The organism is Pseudomonas sp. H3_E04 (assembly GCF_054668915.1).
In genome coordinates this window covers 3,717,864-3,736,663 of the sequence record NZ_CP162797.1, presented here as the reverse complement: position 1 = coordinate 3,736,663, position 18,800 = coordinate 3,717,864, and the positions used below count along the sequence as shown (strand labels likewise).

Annotated in this window: 12 protein-coding genes, 6 tRNA genes and 3 rRNA genes; all 21 read left to right on the top strand. The window is 54.0% G+C overall.

The window, feature by feature from the left end; translation table 11 throughout:
• Positions 1 to 32: 32 nt before the first annotated feature.
• The 21 genes from tyrS (at position 33) to rpoB (ending at position 18,749) form a co-directional block, all read left to right on the top strand.
• The gene (gene tyrS, locus AB4N53_RS16930) at positions 33 to 1,232 is read left to right on the top strand and encodes a tyrosine--tRNA ligase (protein WP_460121811.1); all 1,200 of its coding nucleotides are present in this window, start codon (positions 33 to 35) and stop codon (positions 1,230 to 1,232) included.
• A 553-nt stretch (positions 1,233 to 1,785) separates the two neighbouring features.
• A 16S ribosomal RNA gene (locus tag AB4N53_RS16925) occupies positions 1,786 to 3,322 on the top strand.
• A 123-nt stretch (positions 3,323 to 3,445) separates the two neighbouring features.
• Positions 3,446 to 3,522 (top strand) — tRNA-Ile (locus AB4N53_RS16920).
• 10 nt (positions 3,523 to 3,532) lie between these two features.
• Positions 3,533 to 3,608 (top strand) — tRNA-Ala (locus AB4N53_RS16915).
• Positions 3,609 to 3,846: 238 nt separating this feature from the next.
• A 23S ribosomal RNA gene (locus AB4N53_RS16910) occupies positions 3,847 to 6,740 on the top strand.
• 155 nt (positions 6,741 to 6,895) lie between these two features.
• Positions 6,896 to 7,011 (top strand): 5S ribosomal RNA (rrf, locus tag AB4N53_RS16905).
• Together the 16S, 23S and 5S rRNA genes with 2 tRNA genes alongside form the textbook arrangement of a ribosomal RNA operon.
• A 132-nt stretch (positions 7,012 to 7,143) precedes the next feature.
• Complete coding sequence (birA, locus tag AB4N53_RS16900; protein WP_460121809.1) at positions 7,144 to 8,097, top strand: bifunctional biotin--[acetyl-CoA-carboxylase] ligase/biotin operon repressor BirA; 954 nt, start codon at positions 7,144 to 7,146, stop codon at positions 8,095 to 8,097.
• Complete coding sequence (locus AB4N53_RS16895) at positions 8,087 to 8,839, top strand: pantothenate kinase (protein ID WP_460121807.1); 753 nt, start codon at positions 8,087 to 8,089, stop codon at positions 8,837 to 8,839. Before birA ends, AB4N53_RS16895 begins: the two co-directional genes overlap by 11 nt.
• Positions 8,840 to 8,846: 7 nt before the next feature.
• Positions 8,847 to 9,278 carry a hypothetical protein gene (locus AB4N53_RS16890; RefSeq protein WP_460121805.1) on the top strand — a complete coding sequence of 144 codons (432 nt, stop codon included), beginning with the start codon at positions 8,847 to 8,849 and terminating at the stop codon, positions 9,276 to 9,278.
• A gap of 142 nt (positions 9,279 to 9,420) precedes the next feature.
• Positions 9,421 to 9,505: transfer RNA gene (locus AB4N53_RS16885), tRNA-Tyr, on the top strand.
• A 25-nt stretch (positions 9,506 to 9,530) separates the two neighbouring features.
• A tRNA-Gly gene (locus AB4N53_RS16880) sits at positions 9,531 to 9,604 on the top strand.
• Between the two features lie 26 nt (positions 9,605 to 9,630).
• Positions 9,631 to 9,706: transfer RNA gene (locus tag AB4N53_RS16875), tRNA-Thr, on the top strand.
• Positions 9,707 to 9,791: 85 nt separating this feature from the next.
• Positions 9,792 to 10,985 (top strand): elongation factor Tu, encoded by a 1,194-nt coding sequence (gene tuf / locus AB4N53_RS16870; RefSeq protein WP_064361246.1) that lies wholly within the window; start codon positions 9,792 to 9,794, stop codon positions 10,983 to 10,985.
• A gap of 53 nt (positions 10,986 to 11,038) precedes the next feature.
• Positions 11,039 to 11,114 (top strand) — tRNA-Trp (locus tag AB4N53_RS16865).
• A gap of 45 nt (positions 11,115 to 11,159) precedes the next feature.
• Positions 11,160 to 11,528 (top strand): preprotein translocase subunit SecE, encoded by a 369-nt coding sequence (secE, locus tag AB4N53_RS16860; protein WP_016772937.1) that lies wholly within the window; start codon positions 11,160 to 11,162, stop codon positions 11,526 to 11,528.
• A gap of 9 nt (positions 11,529 to 11,537) precedes the next feature.
• Positions 11,538 to 12,071 (top strand): transcription termination/antitermination protein NusG, encoded by a 534-nt coding sequence (gene nusG, locus AB4N53_RS16855; protein WP_007957598.1) that lies wholly within the window; start codon positions 11,538 to 11,540, stop codon positions 12,069 to 12,071.
• A gap of 118 nt (positions 12,072 to 12,189) precedes the next feature.
• Entirely contained in the window at positions 12,190 to 12,621 is a 432-nt protein-coding gene (gene rplK / locus AB4N53_RS16850) for a 50S ribosomal protein L11 (RefSeq protein ID WP_003176435.1), read from the top strand.
• Positions 12,621 to 13,316, top strand: coding sequence for a 50S ribosomal protein L1 (gene rplA / locus AB4N53_RS16845; RefSeq protein ID WP_024014523.1), 696 nt, complete (start codon positions 12,621 to 12,623; stop codon positions 13,314 to 13,316). The genes rplK and rplA overlap by 1 nt, the downstream gene beginning before the upstream one ends.
• A 198-nt stretch (positions 13,317 to 13,514) precedes the next feature.
• Entirely contained in the window at positions 13,515 to 14,015 is a 501-nt protein-coding gene (gene rplJ / locus AB4N53_RS16840) for a 50S ribosomal protein L10 (RefSeq protein WP_008081912.1), read from the top strand.
• A 73-nt stretch (positions 14,016 to 14,088) separates the two neighbouring features.
• Positions 14,089 to 14,454 carry a 50S ribosomal protein L7/L12 gene (gene rplL, locus AB4N53_RS16835; protein ID WP_007962228.1) on the top strand — a complete coding sequence of 122 codons (366 nt, stop codon included), beginning with the start codon at positions 14,089 to 14,091 and terminating at the stop codon, positions 14,452 to 14,454.
• A gap of 221 nt (positions 14,455 to 14,675) precedes the next feature.
• Positions 14,676 to 18,749, top strand: a complete 4,074-nt coding sequence (gene rpoB, locus AB4N53_RS16830) for a DNA-directed RNA polymerase subunit beta (RefSeq protein ID WP_016772939.1) — start codon at positions 14,676 to 14,678, stop codon at positions 18,747 to 18,749.
• Positions 18,750 to 18,800 lie beyond the last annotated feature (51 nt).

Genomic DNA, 18,800 nt, shown 5'->3' with positions numbered 1-18,800 from the left:
TTCCCTTTGAATCTGAGCCTTGCGGGTCTGTTATGAAGTCGGTTGAAGAGCAGCTAGCGCTGATTAAACGTGGTGCGGAAGAACTATTGGTCGAGTCCGAGCTGGTCGAGAAGCTCAAGCGCGGCCAACCGCTGCGTATCAAGGCTGGTTTCGACCCAACCGCTCCGGATCTGCATCTGGGTCATACGGTGCTTATTAATAAGCTGCGTCAGTTCCAGGAGCTGGGACATCAAGTGATCTTCCTTATAGGTGACTTCACCGGGATGATCGGGGATCCGAGTGGCAAGAGCGCCACGCGTCCGCCACTGACTCGCGAGCAGGTTCTGGAGAATGCCGAGACCTACAAGACTCAGGTCTTCAAGATCCTTGATCCGGCGAAAACCGAAGTTGCCTTCAACTCCACCTGGATGGACAAGATGGGGCCGGCGGATTTCATTCGTCTGACGTCGCAATACACCGTCGCCCGCATGCTCGAGCGCGACGACTTCGACAAGCGCTACACCACTAATCAGCCAATCGCTATTCACGAGTTCCTCTATCCGCTGGTTCAGGGTTATGACTCGGTTGCGCTGCGTGCGGATGTCGAACTGGGCGGTACCGATCAGAAATTCAACCTGCTGATGGGGCGAGAATTGCAGCGCGGTTATGGTCAGGAAGCTCAGTGCATTCTCACCATGCCATTGCTGGAAGGTCTGGATGGCGTGAAGAAGATGTCCAAATCGCTGGGTAACTACGTCGGCATCCAGGAGGCGCCAGGCGTCATGTACAGCAAGCTGGTTTCCATTCCGGATGCGCTGATGTGGCGTTACTTCGAGTTGCTCAGCTTCCGCTCGATGGATGAGATCAACGCATTCCGGGCTGACGTTGAGGCTGGCGCGAACCCGCGTGATATCAAGATCAAGCTGGCTGAAGAGATCGTTGCGCGTTTCCATGGTGAAGAGGCGGCGGCAAATGCTCACCGTGGAGCTGGCAACCGCATGAAAGATGGCGAGCTTCCAGATGACTTGCCTGAGGTTGAGCTGGCTTCGGCTGAAGACATGCCAATCGCTGCCGTCCTTAATAAGGCTGGCCTGGTGAAGAACTCGGCGGCGGCGCGTGATCTGCTGGCGGCGGGTGGGGTGCGTGTTGATGGTGAAGTGGTTGATCGCTCCTTTATATATGTACTGGGCGCGACTCACGTGTGCCAGGCCGGCAAGAAGGCTTTTGCACGTATCACGCTGAAATCTGAATAAAGTTTGAATTAGGGGTTGACGGCGAATTTTAGAAGTCTATAATTCGCCCCACTTCCGGCGCAGTCGAAACGGAAAACTCCTTGAGATTCAAAGAGTTACGCAGTTTTCGACAGCGGCTTGCTTCAGATCGTCGAAGCCTGGAGGGAGTTGAAAGAACGGTGATGTTTGGCTCTTTTAACGGTTCGATCTTCTCGGTCGAAAGCGGAGAAAAAGAGGTGTTGACAGCAGCGATTAACGCTGTAGAATTCGCCTCCCGCTAACGAGAGATCGGAAGCGCAAGTGGTTGAAGTTGTTGAAGAATTCTTCGAAAACTTCTGAAAATAATCACTTGACAGCAAATGAGGCTGCTGTAGAATGCGCGCCTCGGTTGAGACGAAAGATCTTAACCAACCGCTCTTTAACAACTGAATCAAGCAATTCGTGTGGGTGCTTGTGCAGTCAGACTGATAGTCAACAAGATTATCAGCATCACAAGTTACTCCGCGAGAAATCAAAGATGTAACCAACGATTGCTGAGCCAAGTTTAGGGTTTCTTAAAAACCCAAAGATGTTTGAACTGAAGAGTTTGATCATGGCTCAGATTGAACGCTGGCGGCAGGCCTAACACATGCAAGTCGAGCGGATGAGAGGAGCTTGCTCCTGGATTCAGCGGCGGACGGGTGAGTAATGCCTAGGAATCTGCCTGGTAGTGGGGGACAACGTTTCGAAAGGAACGCTAATACCGCATACGTCCTACGGGAGAAAGCAGGGGACCTTCGGGCCTTGCGCTATCAGATGAGCCTAGGTCGGATTAGCTAGTTGGTGAGGTAATGGCTCACCAAGGCGACGATCCGTAACTGGTCTGAGAGGATGATCAGTCACACTGGAACTGAGACACGGTCCAGACTCCTACGGGAGGCAGCAGTGGGGAATATTGGACAATGGGCGAAAGCCTGATCCAGCCATGCCGCGTGTGTGAAGAAGGTCTTCGGATTGTAAAGCACTTTAAGTTGGGAGGAAGGGCAGTAAATTAATACTTTGCTGTTTTGACGTTACCGACAGAATAAGCACCGGCTAACTCTGTGCCAGCAGCCGCGGTAATACAGAGGGTGCAAGCGTTAATCGGAATTACTGGGCGTAAAGCGCGCGTAGGTGGTTTGTTAAGTTGGATGTGAAATCCCCGGGCTCAACCTGGGAACTGCATCCAAAACTGGCAAGCTAGAGTATGGTAGAGGGTGGTGGAATTTCCTGTGTAGCGGTGAAATGCGTAGATATAGGAAGGAACACCAGTGGCGAAGGCGACCACCTGGACTGATACTGACACTGAGGTGCGAAAGCGTGGGGAGCAAACAGGATTAGATACCCTGGTAGTCCACGCCGTAAACGATGTCAACTAGCCGTTGGGAGCCTTGAGCTCTTAGTGGCGCAGCTAACGCATTAAGTTGACCGCCTGGGGAGTACGGCCGCAAGGTTAAAACTCAAATGAATTGACGGGGGCCCGCACAAGCGGTGGAGCATGTGGTTTAATTCGAAGCAACGCGAAGAACCTTACCAGGCCTTGACATCCAATGAACTTTCCAGAGATGGATTGGTGCCTTCGGGAGCATTGAGACAGGTGCTGCATGGCTGTCGTCAGCTCGTGTCGTGAGATGTTGGGTTAAGTCCCGTAACGAGCGCAACCCTTGTCCTTAGTTACCAGCACGTAATGGTGGGCACTCTAAGGAGACTGCCGGTGACAAACCGGAGGAAGGTGGGGATGACGTCAAGTCATCATGGCCCTTACGGCCTGGGCTACACACGTGCTACAATGGTCGGTACAAAGGGTTGCCAAGCCGCGAGGTGGAGCTAATCCCATAAAACCGATCGTAGTCCGGATCGCAGTCTGCAACTCGACTGCGTGAAGTCGGAATCGCTAGTAATCGCGAATCAGAATGTCGCGGTGAATACGTTCCCGGGCCTTGTACACACCGCCCGTCACACCATGGGAGTGGGTTGCACCAGAAGTAGCTAGTCTAACCTTCGGGAGGACGGTTACCACGGTGTGATTCATGACTGGGGTGAAGTCGTAACAAGGTAGCCGTAGGGGAACCTGCGGCTGGATCACCTCCTTAATCGACGACATCAGCTGCTGCATGAGCTCCCACACGAATTGCTTGATTCATTGAAGAAGACGATAGAAGCAGCTTTAAGCTCCAAGCTGATAGCTCTGAGCTAACAGTTACAAGCTCGAAATTGGGTCTGTAGCTCAGTTGGTTAGAGCGCACCCCTGATAAGGGTGAGGTCGGCAGTTCGAATCTGCCCAGACCCACCAATTTTGTTATGGGGCCATAGCTCAGCTGGGAGAGCGCCTGCCTTGCACGCAGGAGGTCAGCGGTTCGATCCCGCTTGGCTCCACCATAAACTGCTTCGAAGTTTGAGAGTTTAGAAATGAATATTCGCACTGAATATTGATTTCTAGTCTTTTGATTAGATCGTTCTTTAAAAATTTGGGTATGTGATAGAAAGATAGACTGAACGTTACTTTCACTGGTAGCGGATCAGGCTAAGGTAAAATTTGTGAGTTCTCTTAGTTGAGAAATTCGAATTTTCGGCGAATGTCGTCTTCACAGTATAACCAGATTGCTTGGGGTTATATGGTCAAGTGAAGAAGCGCATACGGTGGATGCCTTGGCAGTCAGAGGCGATGAAAGACGTGGTAGCCTGCGAAAAGCTTCGGGGAGTCGGCAAACAGACTTTGATCCGGAGATGTCTGAATGGGGGAACCCAGCCATCATAAGATGGTTATCTTGTACTGAATACATAGGTGCAAGAGGCGAACCAGGGGAACTGAAACATCTAAGTACCCTGAGGAAAAGAAATCAACCGAGATTCCCTTAGTAGTGGCGAGCGAACGGGGACTAGCCCTTAAGTGGCTTTGAGATTAGCGGAACGCTCTGGAAAGTGCGGCCATAGTGGGTGATAGCCCTGTACGCGAAAATCTCTTGGTCATGAAATCGAGTAGGACGGAGCACGAGAAACTTTGTCTGAATATGGGGGGACCATCCTCCAAGGCTAAATACTACTGACTGACCGATAGTGAACTAGTACCGTGAGGGAAAGGCGAAAAGAACCCCGGAGAGGGGAGTGAAATAGATCCTGAAACCGTATGCGTACAAGCAGTGGGAGCAGACTTTGTTCTGTGACTGCGTACCTTTTGTATAATGGGTCAGCGACTTATTTTCAGTGGCGAGCTTAACCGAATAGGGGAGGCGTAGCGAAAGCGAGTCTTAATAGGGCGTCTAGTCGCTGGGAATAGACCCGAAACCGGGCGATCTATCCATGGGCAGGTTGAAGGTTAGGTAACACTGACTGGAGGACCGAACCGACTACCGTTGAAAAGTTAGCGGATGACCTGTGGATCGGAGTGAAAGGCTAATCAAGCTCGGAGATAGCTGGTTCTCCTCGAAAGCTATTTAGGTAGCGCCTCATGTATCACTGTAGGGGGTAGAGCACTGTTTCGGCTAGGGGGTCATCCCGACTTACCAAACCGATGCAAACTCCGAATACCTACAAGTGCCGAGCATGGGAGACACACGGCGGGTGCTAACGTCCGTCGTGAAAAGGGAAACAACCCAGACCGTCAGCTAAGGTCCCAAAGTTATGGTTAAGTGGGAAACGATGTGGGAAGGCTTAGACAGCTAGGAGGTTGGCTTAGAAGCAGCCACCCTTTAAAGAAAGCGTAATAGCTCACTAGTCGAGTCGGCCTGCGCGGAAGATGTAACGGGGCTCAAACCATACACCGAAGCTACGGGTATCACCTTCGGGTGATGCGGTAGAGGAGCGTTCTGTAAGCCTGTGAAGGTGAGTTGAGAAGCTTGCTGGAGGTATCAGAAGTGCGAATGCTGACATGAGTAACGACAATGGGTGTGAAAAACACCCACGCCGAAAGACCAAGGTTTCCTGCGCAACGTTAATCGACGCAGGGTTAGTCGGTCCCTAAGGCGAGGCTGAAAAGCGTAGTCGATGGAAAACAGGTTAATATTCCTGTACTTCTGGTTATTGCGATGGAGGGACGGAGAAGGCTAGGCCAGCTTGGCGTTGGTTGTCCAAGTTTAAGGTGGTAGGCTGAGATCTTAGGTAAATCCGGGATCTTAAGGCCGAGAGCTGATGACGAGTTACCTTTTGGGTGACGAAGTGGTTGATGCCATGCTTCCAAGAAAAGCTTCTAAGCTTCAGGTAACCAGGAACCGTACCCCAAACCGACACAGGTGGTTGGGTAGAGAATACCAAGGCGCTTGAGAGAACTCGGGTGAAGGAACTAGGCAAAATGGCACCGTAACTTCGGGAGAAGGTGCGCCGGTGAGGGTGAAGGACTTGCTCCGTAAGCTCATGCCGGTCGAAGATACCAGGCCGCTGCGACTGTTTATTAAAAACACAGCACTCTGCAAACACGAAAGTGGACGTATAGGGTGTGACGCCTGCCCGGTGCCGGAAGGTTAATTGATGGGGTTAGCTAACGCGAAGCTCTTGATCGAAGCCCCGGTAAACGGCGGCCGTAACTATAACGGTCCTAAGGTAGCGAAATTCCTTGTCGGGTAAGTTCCGACCTGCACGAATGGCGTAACGATGGCGGCGCTGTCTCCACCCGAGACTCAGTGAAATTGAAATCGCTGTGAAGATGCAGTGTATCCGCGGCTAGACGGAAAGACCCCGTGAACCTTTACTATAGCTTTGCACTGGACTTTGAATTTGCTTGTGTAGGATAGGTGGGAGGCTTTGAAGCGTGGACGCCAGTTCGCGTGGAGCCATCCTTGAAATACCACCCTGGCAACTTTGAGGTTCTAACTCAGGTCCGTTATCCGGATCGAGGACAGTGTATGGTGGGTAGTTTGACTGGGGCGGTCTCCTCCTAAAGAGTAACGGAGGAGTACGAAGGTGCGCTCAGACCGGTCGGAAATCGGTCGTAGAGTATAAAGGCAAAAGCGCGCTTGACTGCGAGACAGACACGTCGAGCAGGTACGAAAGTAGGTCTTAGTGATCCGGTGGTTCTGTATGGAAGGGCCATCGCTCAACGGATAAAAGGTACTCCGGGGATAACAGGCTGATACCGCCCAAGAGTTCATATCGACGGCGGTGTTTGGCACCTCGATGTCGGCTCATCACATCCTGGGGCTGAAGCCGGTCCCAAGGGTATGGCTGTTCGCCATTTAAAGTGGTACGCGAGCTGGGTTTAGAACGTCGTGAGACAGTTCGGTCCCTATCTGCCGTGGACGTTTGAGATTTGAGAGGGGCTGCTCCTAGTACGAGAGGACCGGAGTGGACGAACCTCTGGTGTTCCGGTTGTCACGCCAGTGGCATTGCCGGGTAGCTATGTTCGGGAAAGATAACCGCTGAAAGCATCTAAGCGGGAAACTTGCCTCAAGATGAGATCTCACTGGAACCTTGAGTTCCCTGAAGGGCCGTCGAAGACTACGACGTTGATAGGTTGGGTGTGTAAGCGCTGTGAGGCGTTGAGCTAACCAATACTAATTGCCCGTGAGGCTTGACCATATAACACCCAAGCAATTTGCGAACTCGATAGAGACCAGATTGCGGTGTGTGAAGACGAAACGAACCGAAAGTTCGAAGCGCACAAACACCGAAAGCTGTCACATACCCAATTTGCTGAAGCGAGGCCATCTGGTCACGAGTCAGTACCCGAATTTCTTGACGACCATAGAGCGTTGGAACCACCTGATCCCATCCCGAACTCAGCAGTGAAACGATGCATCGCCGATGGTAGTGTGGGGTTTCCCCATGTGAGAGTAGGTCATCGTCAAGATTAAATTCCGAAACCCCAATTGCGAAAGCAGTTGGGGTTTTGTTTTGCCTGCGAGAAATGTGTCCGCTTGATTTCTATGCAACGGCCCGGGGCATGGCTATTATGCGGGCCTCATTGTGAGGCGATATCTGCATGCTGACGTTGTTGAATCTACTGAAGGATGGACGATTCCATTCCGGACAGGACCTGGGCGTTGCCCTGGGAATTAGCCGAAGTGCTGTATGGAAGCAGCTACAACAGCTTGAAGCTGAGCTTGGCCTGTCGATCCATAAAGTTCGTGGTCGCGGATATCAATTGTCGGCGCCTCTGACGCTCCTTGATCCTCTTGAAATAACCAGGAAGGTCTCTCAATGGTCTGTGCGTGTGTTCGATTCTGTCGATTCGACAAATGCCGAAGCTCTGCGCTCCATCAGTGAGGGCGCCCCCGCGCCGTTTTTGGTGCTTGCGGAGCGACAATTGGCAGGCCGTGGTCGTCGAGGCCGTAAATGGGTAAGCCCATTTGCCGAAAACCTTTATTACAGCCTTGTACTCCGTATCGAAGGCGGAATGCGCCAGCTTGAAGGGTTGAGCCTTGTTGTTGGCTTGGCCGCTATGCAGACCTTGCGAAGCACGGGGGTGTCGAACGTCGGCCTGAAGTGGCCCAATGATGTCTTGGTGGGAAACAAGAAGATTGCCGGTATCCTACTCGAGCTCGTCGGAGATCCGGCAGATGTCTGTCATGTAGTGCTGGGTATAGGAATCAATGTGAATATGCAGGTTGCGCATGAGGTCGACCAGCAGTGGACTTCCATAAGGCTTGAGTCTGGGCAGGCCTGTGATCGCAACGATTTGGTGGTTGAGCTTAGCAATCAACTGAACACCTACATCCATAGGCACCAAGCCAATGGATTCGCTAGTTTGCAAGCAGAATGGGCGGAAAATCATCTGTGGCAGGGTCGCTCCGTATCATTGATTGCGGGTAACAGTCATATCGACGGGGTTGTGCTCGGCATTGATAATCAGGGCGGGTTGCGCTTGATGGTAGATGGTGTTGAACAGGTCTTTAGTGGCGGAGAGCTCAGCCTGAGGTTGCGTGATGATTCTTGAGCTTGACTGCGGCAACAGCTTTATAAAGTGGCGCGTGCTGGATGACTTGGCGAGCGAAGTGGTCTCTGAAGGGGTTGTAGATTCCAATCTGGCTTTGATTGAGAGCCTGCGGATCATAAATTCGCTATCACTGCGCAGCTGTCGTTTGGTCAGCGTCAGGACTGATGAGGAAACAGGCGCGTTAATCGAGCTTATTGAGCGTGAGTTCGCTATTCCTGTCGTATGTGCGAAATCCGCTCGCATGATGTCCGGTGTTCATAACGGCTACGAGGATTATGAGCGTCTAGGGCTTGATCGCTGGCTAGCGATGCTTGGGGGCTTTCACCTGGCTGCCGGCAATTCGTGCCTGATTCTCGACTTCGGTACAGCAGTCACTGCTGATTTTGTTGCGGCTGACGGTGAGCATCTCGGTGGGTTCATCTGTCCTGGTATGCCTTTGATGCGAAACCAGTTGCGCACTCATACTCGTAAAATTCGCTACGGGGATCAGGCGGCGGAGCGCGCGCTCTCTAGTCATGTGCCGGGGCGGACGACCGCAGAGGCGGTGGAGCGCGGGTGTTCGCTGATGTTGAGAGGCTTCGTCCTCACTCAATTAGAACTCGCTCAAGCATATTGGGGCGAAAACTACGTGGTTTTCATTACGGGGGGGGATGCCGAGCTGGTTGGTGGCGTCGTGCCTGATGCTCGGGTTGTACCCGATCTTGTTTTCGTCGGCTTGGCCATGGCGTGTCCGTTGTCCTGAGGTTCATATGCGTTGGTTGTTCCTGCTCCTCGTAGTTCTCAATGTTTTTTATTATGTCTGGCATCAGCAGGAAGCGCCCTTGCGAGCCAAAGATGTAACGCCTCTGAACCTGTATCGCGGTTCGCAGCAGGATATTCGTTTGCTTAGTGAAACAGCCGGTGATGGGCGCAGGGCGGAGGGTGCTGCGCGTCAACAGTGCCTGTTTCTTGGTGGATTTTCTGATGAGGATTCAATTGCCAAGTTGCAGCAGCGTCTTGGGGCGATGAGGGTCAATGTGCAATCCGTGCCGAAAGATGCTGCCGGAAGCGGTTACTGGCTGGCAGTTGCGCCGGACGGCCAGCGTTTGTTGGGCGATCCACAGTTGCAAAACCTTTCCAAGGAATTCAATGAGTTAAAACATAAAATAATGCTGTGCGAAGGGGTTGCACCTGCTGAATAGTTTGAATAGAATGGCGCCCGCTCCACAGCGAAGACCATAACCGGATTTCAATGTAGAGCGCGTCAACGCAGCTAACCTCAGGTTTTTAAATGAGAAAATGCTTGACAGGGTCTTGGCATGATATAGAATGCCGGCCTGATTAGGAGGGGTTCCCGAGCGGCCAAAGGGATCAGACTGTAAATCTGACGTCTACGACTTCGAAGGTTCGAATCCTTCTCCCTCCACCAGATTTAAGCGTGAGCTGCAGGCTCCGCGGGTATAGTTTAGTGGTAGAACCTCAGCCTTCCAAGCTGATGATGCGGGTTCGATTCCCGCTACCCGCTCCAAGTTTGCAGGTTGTGCAAAGGGTTTTGCTCTTGTAGCTCAGTTGGTAGAGCACACCCTTGGTAAGGGTGAGGTCAGCGGTTCAAATCCGCTCAAGAGCTCCATATAACAAGGCAGATATGAAAATATCTGCCTTTGTTTTAATGGTTGATATTGTTTGTCTAATTTCTTCTGTAGAGGGTGATATCGATGGCTAAGGAAAAATTTGATCGTTCCCTGCCCCACGTCAACGTTGGGACCATTGGTCACGTTGACCACGGTAAAACCACTCTGACTGCTGCTCTGACTCGCGTTTGCTCCGAAGTTTTCGGCTCTGCAATCGTTGACTTCGACAAGATCGACAGCGCACCAGAAGAAAAAGCTCGCGGTATCACCATCAACACCGCGCACGTTGAGTACAACTCGAAGATCCGTCACTACGCTCACGTTGACTGCCCAGGTCACGCTGACTACGTGAAGAATATGATCACCGGTGCTGCTCAAATGGACGGCGCTATCCTGGTTTGCTCGGCCGCTGATGGTCCGATGCCACAAACCCGTGAGCACATCCTGCTGTCCCGTCAGGTTGGCGTTCCGTACATCGTGGTCTTCCTGAACAAGGCTGACCTGGTAGACGACGCTGAGCTGCTGGAGCTGGTTGAGATGGAAGTTCGTGACCTGCTGTCGACTTACGACTTCCCGGGCGACGACACTCCGATCATCATCGGTTCGGCTCGTATGGCGCTGGAAGGCAAAGACGACAACGAGATGGGCACCACTGCCGTCAAGAAACTGGTTGAAACTCTGGATGCCTACATCCCAGAACCAGTTCGTATGATCGACAAGCCATTCCTGATGCCAATCGAAGACGTATTCTCGATCTCGGGTCGCGGTACTGTTGTGACTGGTCGTATCGAGCGCGGTATCGTTCGCGTTCAGGATCCGCTGGAAATCGTTGGTCTGCGTGACACCACCGTTACTACTTGCACCGGTGTTGAAATGTTCCGCAAGTTGCTCGACGAAGGTCGTGCTGGCGAGAACTGCGGCGTTCTGCTGCGTGGTACCAAGCGTGACGACGTTGAGCGTGGCCAGGTTCTGGTCAAGCCAGGTTCGGTCAAGCCGCACACCAAGTTCACCGCAGAAGTTTACGTTCTGAGCAAGGAAGAAGGCGGCCGTCACACTCCGTTCTTCAAAGGCTACCGTCCACAGTTCTACTTCCGTACTACTGATGTGACTGGTAACTGCGAGCTGCCAGAAGGCGTTGAAATGGTAATGCCAGGTGACAACATTCAGATGACTGTTACCCTGATCAAAACCATCGCGATGGAAGATGGTCTGCGTTTCGCTATCCGTGAAGGCGGTCGTACCGTCGGCGCCGGCGTCGTAGCTAAAATCATCGAATAAGCGGTTGTAATGTATTTTTCGGGCCGGCATAATGGTCGGCCTGATTTTGTTTTAGGTCAGTAGCTCAATTGGCAGAGCGACGGTCTCCAAAACCGTAGGTTGGGGGTTCGATTCCCTCCTGACCTGCCAGATTCACTCGGTGTATCTGGCTTTCTTTTCACAGGATCTTCATAGATGACTCCTAAAGCTGAAGCTCAAGGCTCTCGCTTCGATCTGCTCAAGTGGCTTGTAGTAGTCGCTTTGGTGGTTGTTGGCGTTGTTGGCAATCAGTATTACGCTGCTTCGCCGATCCTGTACCGTGTACTCGCTTTGCTTGCCATTGCTGCTGTAGCTGCCTTTGTAGGCCTGCAGACCGCGAAGGGCAAGTCTTTCTTTGTACTGGTTAAGGAAGCTCGCACCGAGATTCGTAAAGTCGTTTGGCCAACTCGCCAAGAAACTACGCAGACCACGCTGATTGTCGTGGCTGTTGTTCTGGTTATGGCGTTGCTGTTGTGGGGTCTTGATTCCCTGCTCGGCTGGCTTGTTTCCTTGATTGTCGGCTAAGGGTGTCCCGTGGCTAAGCGTTGGTATGTTGTGCATGCTTACTCGGGTTACGAGAAGCATGTGATGCGCTCGCTGATCGAGCGCGTAAAGCTGGCTGGCATGGAAGATGGCTTCGGCGAGATTCTGGTTCCCACTGAAGAAGTGGTTGAAATGCGTAACGGCCAGAAGCGCAAAAGCGAGCGTAAGTTCTTCCCGGGCTATGTGCTGGTCCAGATGGATATGAACGAGGGTACCTGGCACTTGGTTAAGGATACTCCTCGGGTGATGGGTTTCATCGGCGGTACTGCTGACAAGCCTGCGCCAATTACTGATAAAGAGGCAGAAGCAATTCTGCGTCGCGTTGCTGATGGTAGCGACAAGCCTAAGCCGAAGACGTTGTTCGAGCCAGGTGAGACGGTACGTGTCAACGACGGTCCATTCGCTGATTTCAATGGCGTTGTGGAAGAAGTTAACTACGAAAAGAGCCGGATCCAAGTGGCGGTGCTCATTTTCGGTCGCTCTACTCCGGTGGAGCTCGAGTTCAGTCAGGTCGAGAAGGTCTAACTGGACAAGCAATCCCAACCCCGCAGCCTTAGGCTGTGGGGTTTTGTCGTCACTGGGATAAACGCGCAAGTAACCGGGGAGCCTTTCGAGGCGTTCGAACCCGTAATTGGAGTGCCTCATGGCCAAGAAGATTACCGCTTACATCAAGCTGCAAGTGAAGGCCGCTCAGGCTAACCCAAGTCCACCGGTTGGTCCTGCTCTGGGTCAGCACGGCGTGAACATCATGGAATTCTGCAAGGCTTTCAACGCCCGTACTCAGGGTCTTGAGCCAGGTCTGCCGACTCCAGTGATCATCACTGTCTACAGCGACCGTAGCTTCACTTTCGAAACCAAATCCACCCCTGCTTCGGTTCTGCTGAAGAAGGCGGCCGGTCTGACCAGCGGTTCCGCTCGTCCGAACACCGTTAAGGTTGGCACCGTTACCCGTGCTCAGCTGGAAGAAATCGCGAAAACCAAAAACGCGGATCTGACTGCAGCTGATATGGATGCAGCCGTGCGTACTATCGCCGGTTCTGCTCGTAGCATGGGCCTTAACGTGGAGGGTGTGTAATGGCTAAGCTGACCAAGCGTCAAAAGGCTATCGCCGGCAAAATCGAAGCAGGCAAGGCCTACAACATTGTAGACGCCGCTGCTCTGCTGGCCGAGCTGTCGACTGTCAAGTTCAGCGAGTCGTTCGACGTTGCTGTAAACCTGGGTGTAGACCCGCGTAAATCCGACCAGGTTGTTCGTAGCGCTACTGTGCTGCCACACGGCACTGGCAAGACCGTTCGCGTTGCTGTGTTCACCCAGGGTCCAGCTGCTGAGGCCGCTCTGGCTGCCGGCGCTGACCGTGTAGGTATGGACGACCTGGCTGCCGAAATGAAAGGCGGCGACCTGAACTATGACGTAGTGATCGCATCCCCGGATGCCATGCGCGTTGTTGGTCAGTTGGGTCAGATCCTCGGTCCACGTGGCCTGATGCCTAACCCGAAAGTCGGCACCGTAACTCCAGACGTAGCCAACGCGGTCAAGAACGCCAAGGCTGGTCAGGTTCGTTATCGCACCGACAAAAACGGCATCATCCACACTTCCGTTGGCAAGATCGGCTTCGACGCCGTCAAGCTGAAGGAAAACGTTGAAGCCCTGATCGCTGATCTGAAGCGTATCAAGCCAGCTTCCTCGAAAGGCATTTACGTCAAGCGCGTTACCCTGAGCACCACTATGGGCCCAGGTCTGGTTATCGATCAGAGCTCGCTCGACGCTTAAGACAAAGGTTGGCGCGGATTGCCGCGCCAATTGAAAGATTGGGGTCCCTGCCTGGCGGGGGCTATCCAAGACCGTAGGCGGCGCAAGCCTTAAACCTCAAGCCTACGCAGATGGTGCTCCCGGTTCCTTACCGAATCAGACACCAAAACGACATTCGGTTCCGATCGAATGAAACGGTAACAAGCAGGAGTTAAACCCGTGGCAATTAATCTCGAAGACAAGAAGGCCATCGTCGCTGAAGTCAACGAGGCTGCCAAAGTCGCTCTGTCCGCTGTCGTGGTTGATGCACGTGGCGTAACAGTAGGCGCAATGACCGGACTCCGTAAAGAGGCTCGTGAAGCTGGCGTTTACGTACGTGTTGTACGTAACACCCTGCTCAAGCGCGCTGTTGCTGACACTCAATACAGTGTCCTCAACGACGTGTTCACCGGCCCGACCCTGATTGCATTCTCGAACGAACATCCGGGCGCTGCTGCCCGTATCTTCAAAGAGTTTGCCAAGGGTCAGGACAAGTTCGAGATCAAGGCAGCTGCGTTCGAGGGCAAGTTCCTCGCAGCTAATCAGATCGACGTACTGGCAACCCTGCCGACCCGTGACGAAGCAATTTCCCAGCTGATGAGCGTGATTCAAGGCGCTACCAGCAAATTGGCTCGTACTCTGGCGGCAATTCGCGACCAGAAAGAAGCTGCCGCAGCCTAAGGCTCGTCACTTCTCGCGTTTTTTGTTTATTTCGATGGTCGCGTAGGCCGTCCCCCAATTCAGGAATTGAGTCATGTCTCTGACTAACGAACAAATCATCGAAGCAATCGGCCAGAAATCCGTAGTGGAAATCGTTGAGCTGATCAAAGCGATGGAAGAAACCTTCGGTGTTACCGCTGCTGCCGCTTCGGCTGGCCCAGCTGTAGCTGCTGCTGCTGTTGAAGAGCAAACCGAGTTCAACGTTGTTCTGCTGGAAGCTGGCGAGAAGAAGGTTAACGTGATCAAGGCAGTTCGTGAACTGACCGGTCTGGGCCTGAAAGAAGCCAAAGAGAAAGTAGACGGCGCTCCTCAGGTTGTAGCTGAAGGCGTTTCGAAAGAAGCGGCTGAAGACGCCAAGAAGAAGCTGGAAGAAGCAGGCGCTAAAGTCGAGCTGAAGTAAGCATCGACTTTGCTCCTCCAGCCCGAGCGTCAAGCGACAGGCTGATGGCTGGTGGCTCTTGCCACCGGCCTTTTTCCGTTATTGGCAGCCGACTGGGTCGGTGCCGGTAAAGGCGCTGTAACCACCCGATGCGGTGGCGCAAACCATGGGGTTTGCACGATTTTCTGGCTGCTCCCGTCGGGAGGGGCCAAACAAGCAGGTGACCAAGCTGGGGAACGCTGATGGCTTACTCATATACTGAGAAAAAACGTATCCGCAAGGACTTTAGCAAGTTGCCGGACGTCATGGATGTGCCTTACCTCCTGGCCATCCAGCTGGATTCGTATCGTGAATTCTTGCAAGCGGGAGCGACTAAAGATCAGTTCCGCGACGTGGGCCTGCATGCGGCCTTCAAATCCGTTTTCCCGATCATCAGCTACTCCGGCAATGCTGCGCTGGAGTACGTCGGTTATCGCCTGGGCGAACCGGCATTTGATGTCAAAGAATGCGTATTGCGCGGTGTAACTTTCGCCGTACCTTTGCGGGTAAAAGTGCGCCTGATCATTTTCGACAAAGAATCGTCGAACAAAGCGATCAAGGACATCAAAGAGCAAGAAGTCTACATGGGTGAAATCCCCCTGATGACTGAAAACGGTACCTTCGTAATCAACGGTACCGAGCGTGTTATCGTTTCCCAGCTGCACCGTTCCCCGGGCGTGTTCTTCGACCACGACCGCGGCAAGACGCACAGCTCCGGCAAACTGCTGTACTCGGCTCGCATCATTCCTTACCGCGGTTCGTGGCTGGACTTCGAATTCGACCCGAAAGATTGCGTCTTCGTGCGTATCGACCGTCGTCGCAAGCTGCCGGCCTCGGTACTGCTGCGCGCGCTCGGTTACACCACCGAAGAAGTGCTGGACGCGTTCTACACCACCAACGTCTTCCACCTGAGCGGCGAAACCCTCAGCCTGGAACTGGTGCCATCGCGCCTGCGTGGTGAAGTTGCGGTTCTGGACATCCAGGACGAGAAGGGCAAGGTCATTGTTGAGCAAGGCCGCCGTATTACCGCGCGCCACATCAACCAGATCGAAAAAGCCGGTATCAAGACGCTGGATGTGCCACTGGACTACGTCCTCGGCCGCACCACCGCCAAGGCTATCGTGCACCCGGCTACCGGTGAAATCCTGGCCGAATGCAACACCGAGCTGAACACTGAAGTCCTGGCAAAAATCGCCAAGGCTCAGGTCGTTCGCATCGAGACCCTGTACACCAACGACATCGACTGCGGTCCGTTCGTCTCCGACACGCTGAAGATCGACTCCACCAGCAACCAATTGGAAGCGCTGGTCGAGATCTATCGCATGATGCGTCCAGGCGAGCCGCCAACCAAAGACGCTGCCGAAACCCTGTTCAACAACCTGTTCTTCAGCCCTGAGCGTTATGACCTGTCTGCGGTCGGCCGGATGAAGTTCAACCGTCGTATCGGTCGTACCGAGATCGAAGGTTCGGGCGTTCTGTGCAAGGAAGACATCGTCGCGGTACTGAAGACTCTGGTCGACATCCGTAACGGTAAAGGCATCGTCGATGACATCGACCACCTGGGTAACCGTCGTGTTCGCTGCGTAGGCGAAATGGCCGAGAACCAGTTCCGCGTTGGCCTGGTACGTGTTGAGCGTGCGGTCAAAGAGCGTCTGTCGATGGCTGAAAGCGAAGGCCTGATGCCGCAAGACCTGATCAACGCCAAGCCCGTGGCTGCGGCGGTGAAAGAGTTCTTCGGTTCCAGCCAGCTGTCGCAGTTCATGGACCAGAACAACCCGCTGTCCGAGATCACCCACAAGCGTCGTGTCTCTGCACTCGGCCCTGGCGGTCTGACTCGTGAGCGCGCAGGCTTTGAAGTCCGTGACGTACACCCGACTCACTACGGTCGTGTCTGCCCGATTGAAACGCCGGAAGGTCCGAACATCGGTCTGATCAACTCCCTGGCTGCGTACGCTCGCACCAACCAGTACGGCTTCCTGGAAAGCCCGTACCGCGTGGTGAAAGAGGGTGTGGTCACCGACGAGATCGTGTTCCTGTCCGCTATTGAAGAAGCCGATCACGTGATCGCGCAGGCTTCGGCGACCATGAACGAGCAGAAAGTTCTGATCGACGAACTGGTTGCCGTGCGTCACCTGAACGAATTCACCGTCAAGGCGCCGGAAGACGTCACCCTGATGGACGTTTCGCCGAAGCAGGTTGTCTCGGTTGCAGCGTCGCTGATTCCGTTCCTCGAGCACGACGACGCCAACCGTGCGTTGATGGGTTCGAACATGCAGCGTCAGGCTGTACCGACTCTGCGCGCTGACAAGCCGCTGGTAGGTACCGGCATGGAGCGTAACGTAGCCCGTGACTCCGGCGTTTGCGTCGTGGCTCGTCGTGGTGGCGTGATCGATTCCGTCGATGCCAGCCGTATCGTGGTTCGTGTTGCCGATGACGAAGTTGAAACCGGTGAAGCCGGTGTCGACATCTACAACCTGACCAAGTACACCCGCTCGAACCAGAACACCTGCATCAACCAGCGTCCGCTGGTGCGTAAAGGCGATCGCGTTCAGCGTAGCGACATCATGGCCGACGGCCCGTCCACCGACATGGGTGAACTGGCACTGGGTCAGAACATGCGCATCGCGTTCATGGCATGGAACGGCTTCAACTTCGAAGACTCCATCTGCCTGTCCGAGCGTGTGGTTCAGGAAGACCGTTTCACCACGATCCACATTCAGGAACTGACCTGTGTGGCCCGTGACACCAAGCTTGGCCCAGAGGAAATCACTGCGGACATCCCGAACGTGGGTGAAGCTGCACTGAACAAGCTGGACGAAGCCGGTATCGTTTACGTAGGTGCTGAAGTAGGCGCAGGCGACATCCTGGTGGGTAAGGTCACTCCGAAAGGCGAGACCCAACTGACTCCGGAAGAAAAACTGCTGCGTGCAATCTTCGGTGAAAAAGCCAGCGACGTTAAAGACACTTCCCTGCGCGTGCCAACCGGCACCAAAGGTACGGTCATCGACGTACAGGTCTTCACCCGTGACGGCGTTGAGCGTGATGCTCGTGCACTGTCGATCGAGAAGTCCCAGCTGGACGAGATCCGCAAGGATCTGAACGAAGAGTTCCGCATCGTTGAAGGCGCGACTTTCGAGCGTCTGCGTTCCGCACTGGTAGGCCACAAGGCCGAAGGCGGCGCCGGCCTGAAGAAAGGTCAGGACATCACCGACGAAGTACTCGACGGTCTTGAGCACGGCCAGTGGTTCAAACTGCGCATGGCTGAAGATGCTCTGAACGAGCAGCTCGAGAAGGCTCAGGCCTACATCGTTGATCGTCGCCGTCTGCTGGACGACAAGTTCGAAGACAAGAAGCGCAAACTGCAGCAGGGCGATGACCTGGCTCCAGGCGTGCTGAAAATCGTCAAGGTTTACCTGGCAATCCGTCGCCGCATCCAGCCGGGCGACAAGATGGCCGGTCGTCACGGTAACAAGGGTGTGGTCTCCGTGATCATGCCGGTTGAAGACATGCCGCACGATGCCAATGGCACCCCGGTCGACGTGGTCCTCAACCCGCTGGGCGTACCTTCGCGTATGAACGTTGGTCAGATCCTCGAAACCCACCTGGGCCTCGCGGCCAAGGGTCTGGGCGAGAAGATCAACCGGATGGTCGAAGAGCAGCGTAAAGTCGCTGAACTGCGCACCTTCCTGGACGAGATCTACAACCAGATCGGCGGTCGTAACGAAGATCTGGACAGTTTCTCCGATCAGGAAATCCTCGATCTGGCGAACAACCTGCGTGGCGGCGTTCCAATGGCCACTCCAGTGTTCGACGGCGCCAAGGAAAGCGAAATCAAGGCCATGCTGAAACTGGCAGACCTGCCGGAAAGCGGCCAGATGCAGCTGACCGACGGCCGTACCGGCAACAAGTTCGAGCGACCAGTTACCGTTGGCTACATGTACATGCTGAAGCTGAACCACTTGGTAGACGACAAGATGCACGCGCGTTCTACCGGTTCTTACAGCCTGGTTACCCAGCAGCCGCTGGGTGGTAAGGCGCAGTTCGGTGGTCAGCGTTTCGGGGAGATGGAGGTCTGGGCACTGGAAGCATACGGTGCTGCTTACACTCTGCAAGAAATGCTCACAGTGAAGTCGGACGATGTGAACGGCCGTACCAAGATGTACAAGAACATCGTGGATGGCGATCACCGTATGGAGCCGGGCATGCCCGAGTCCTTCAACGTGTTGATCAAGGAAATTCGTTCCCTCGGCATCGATATCGATCTGGAAACCGAATAACACGTGACGCGAATCGAGAGCGGGGCAGGATTGCCCGCTCTCTGCTCCGCC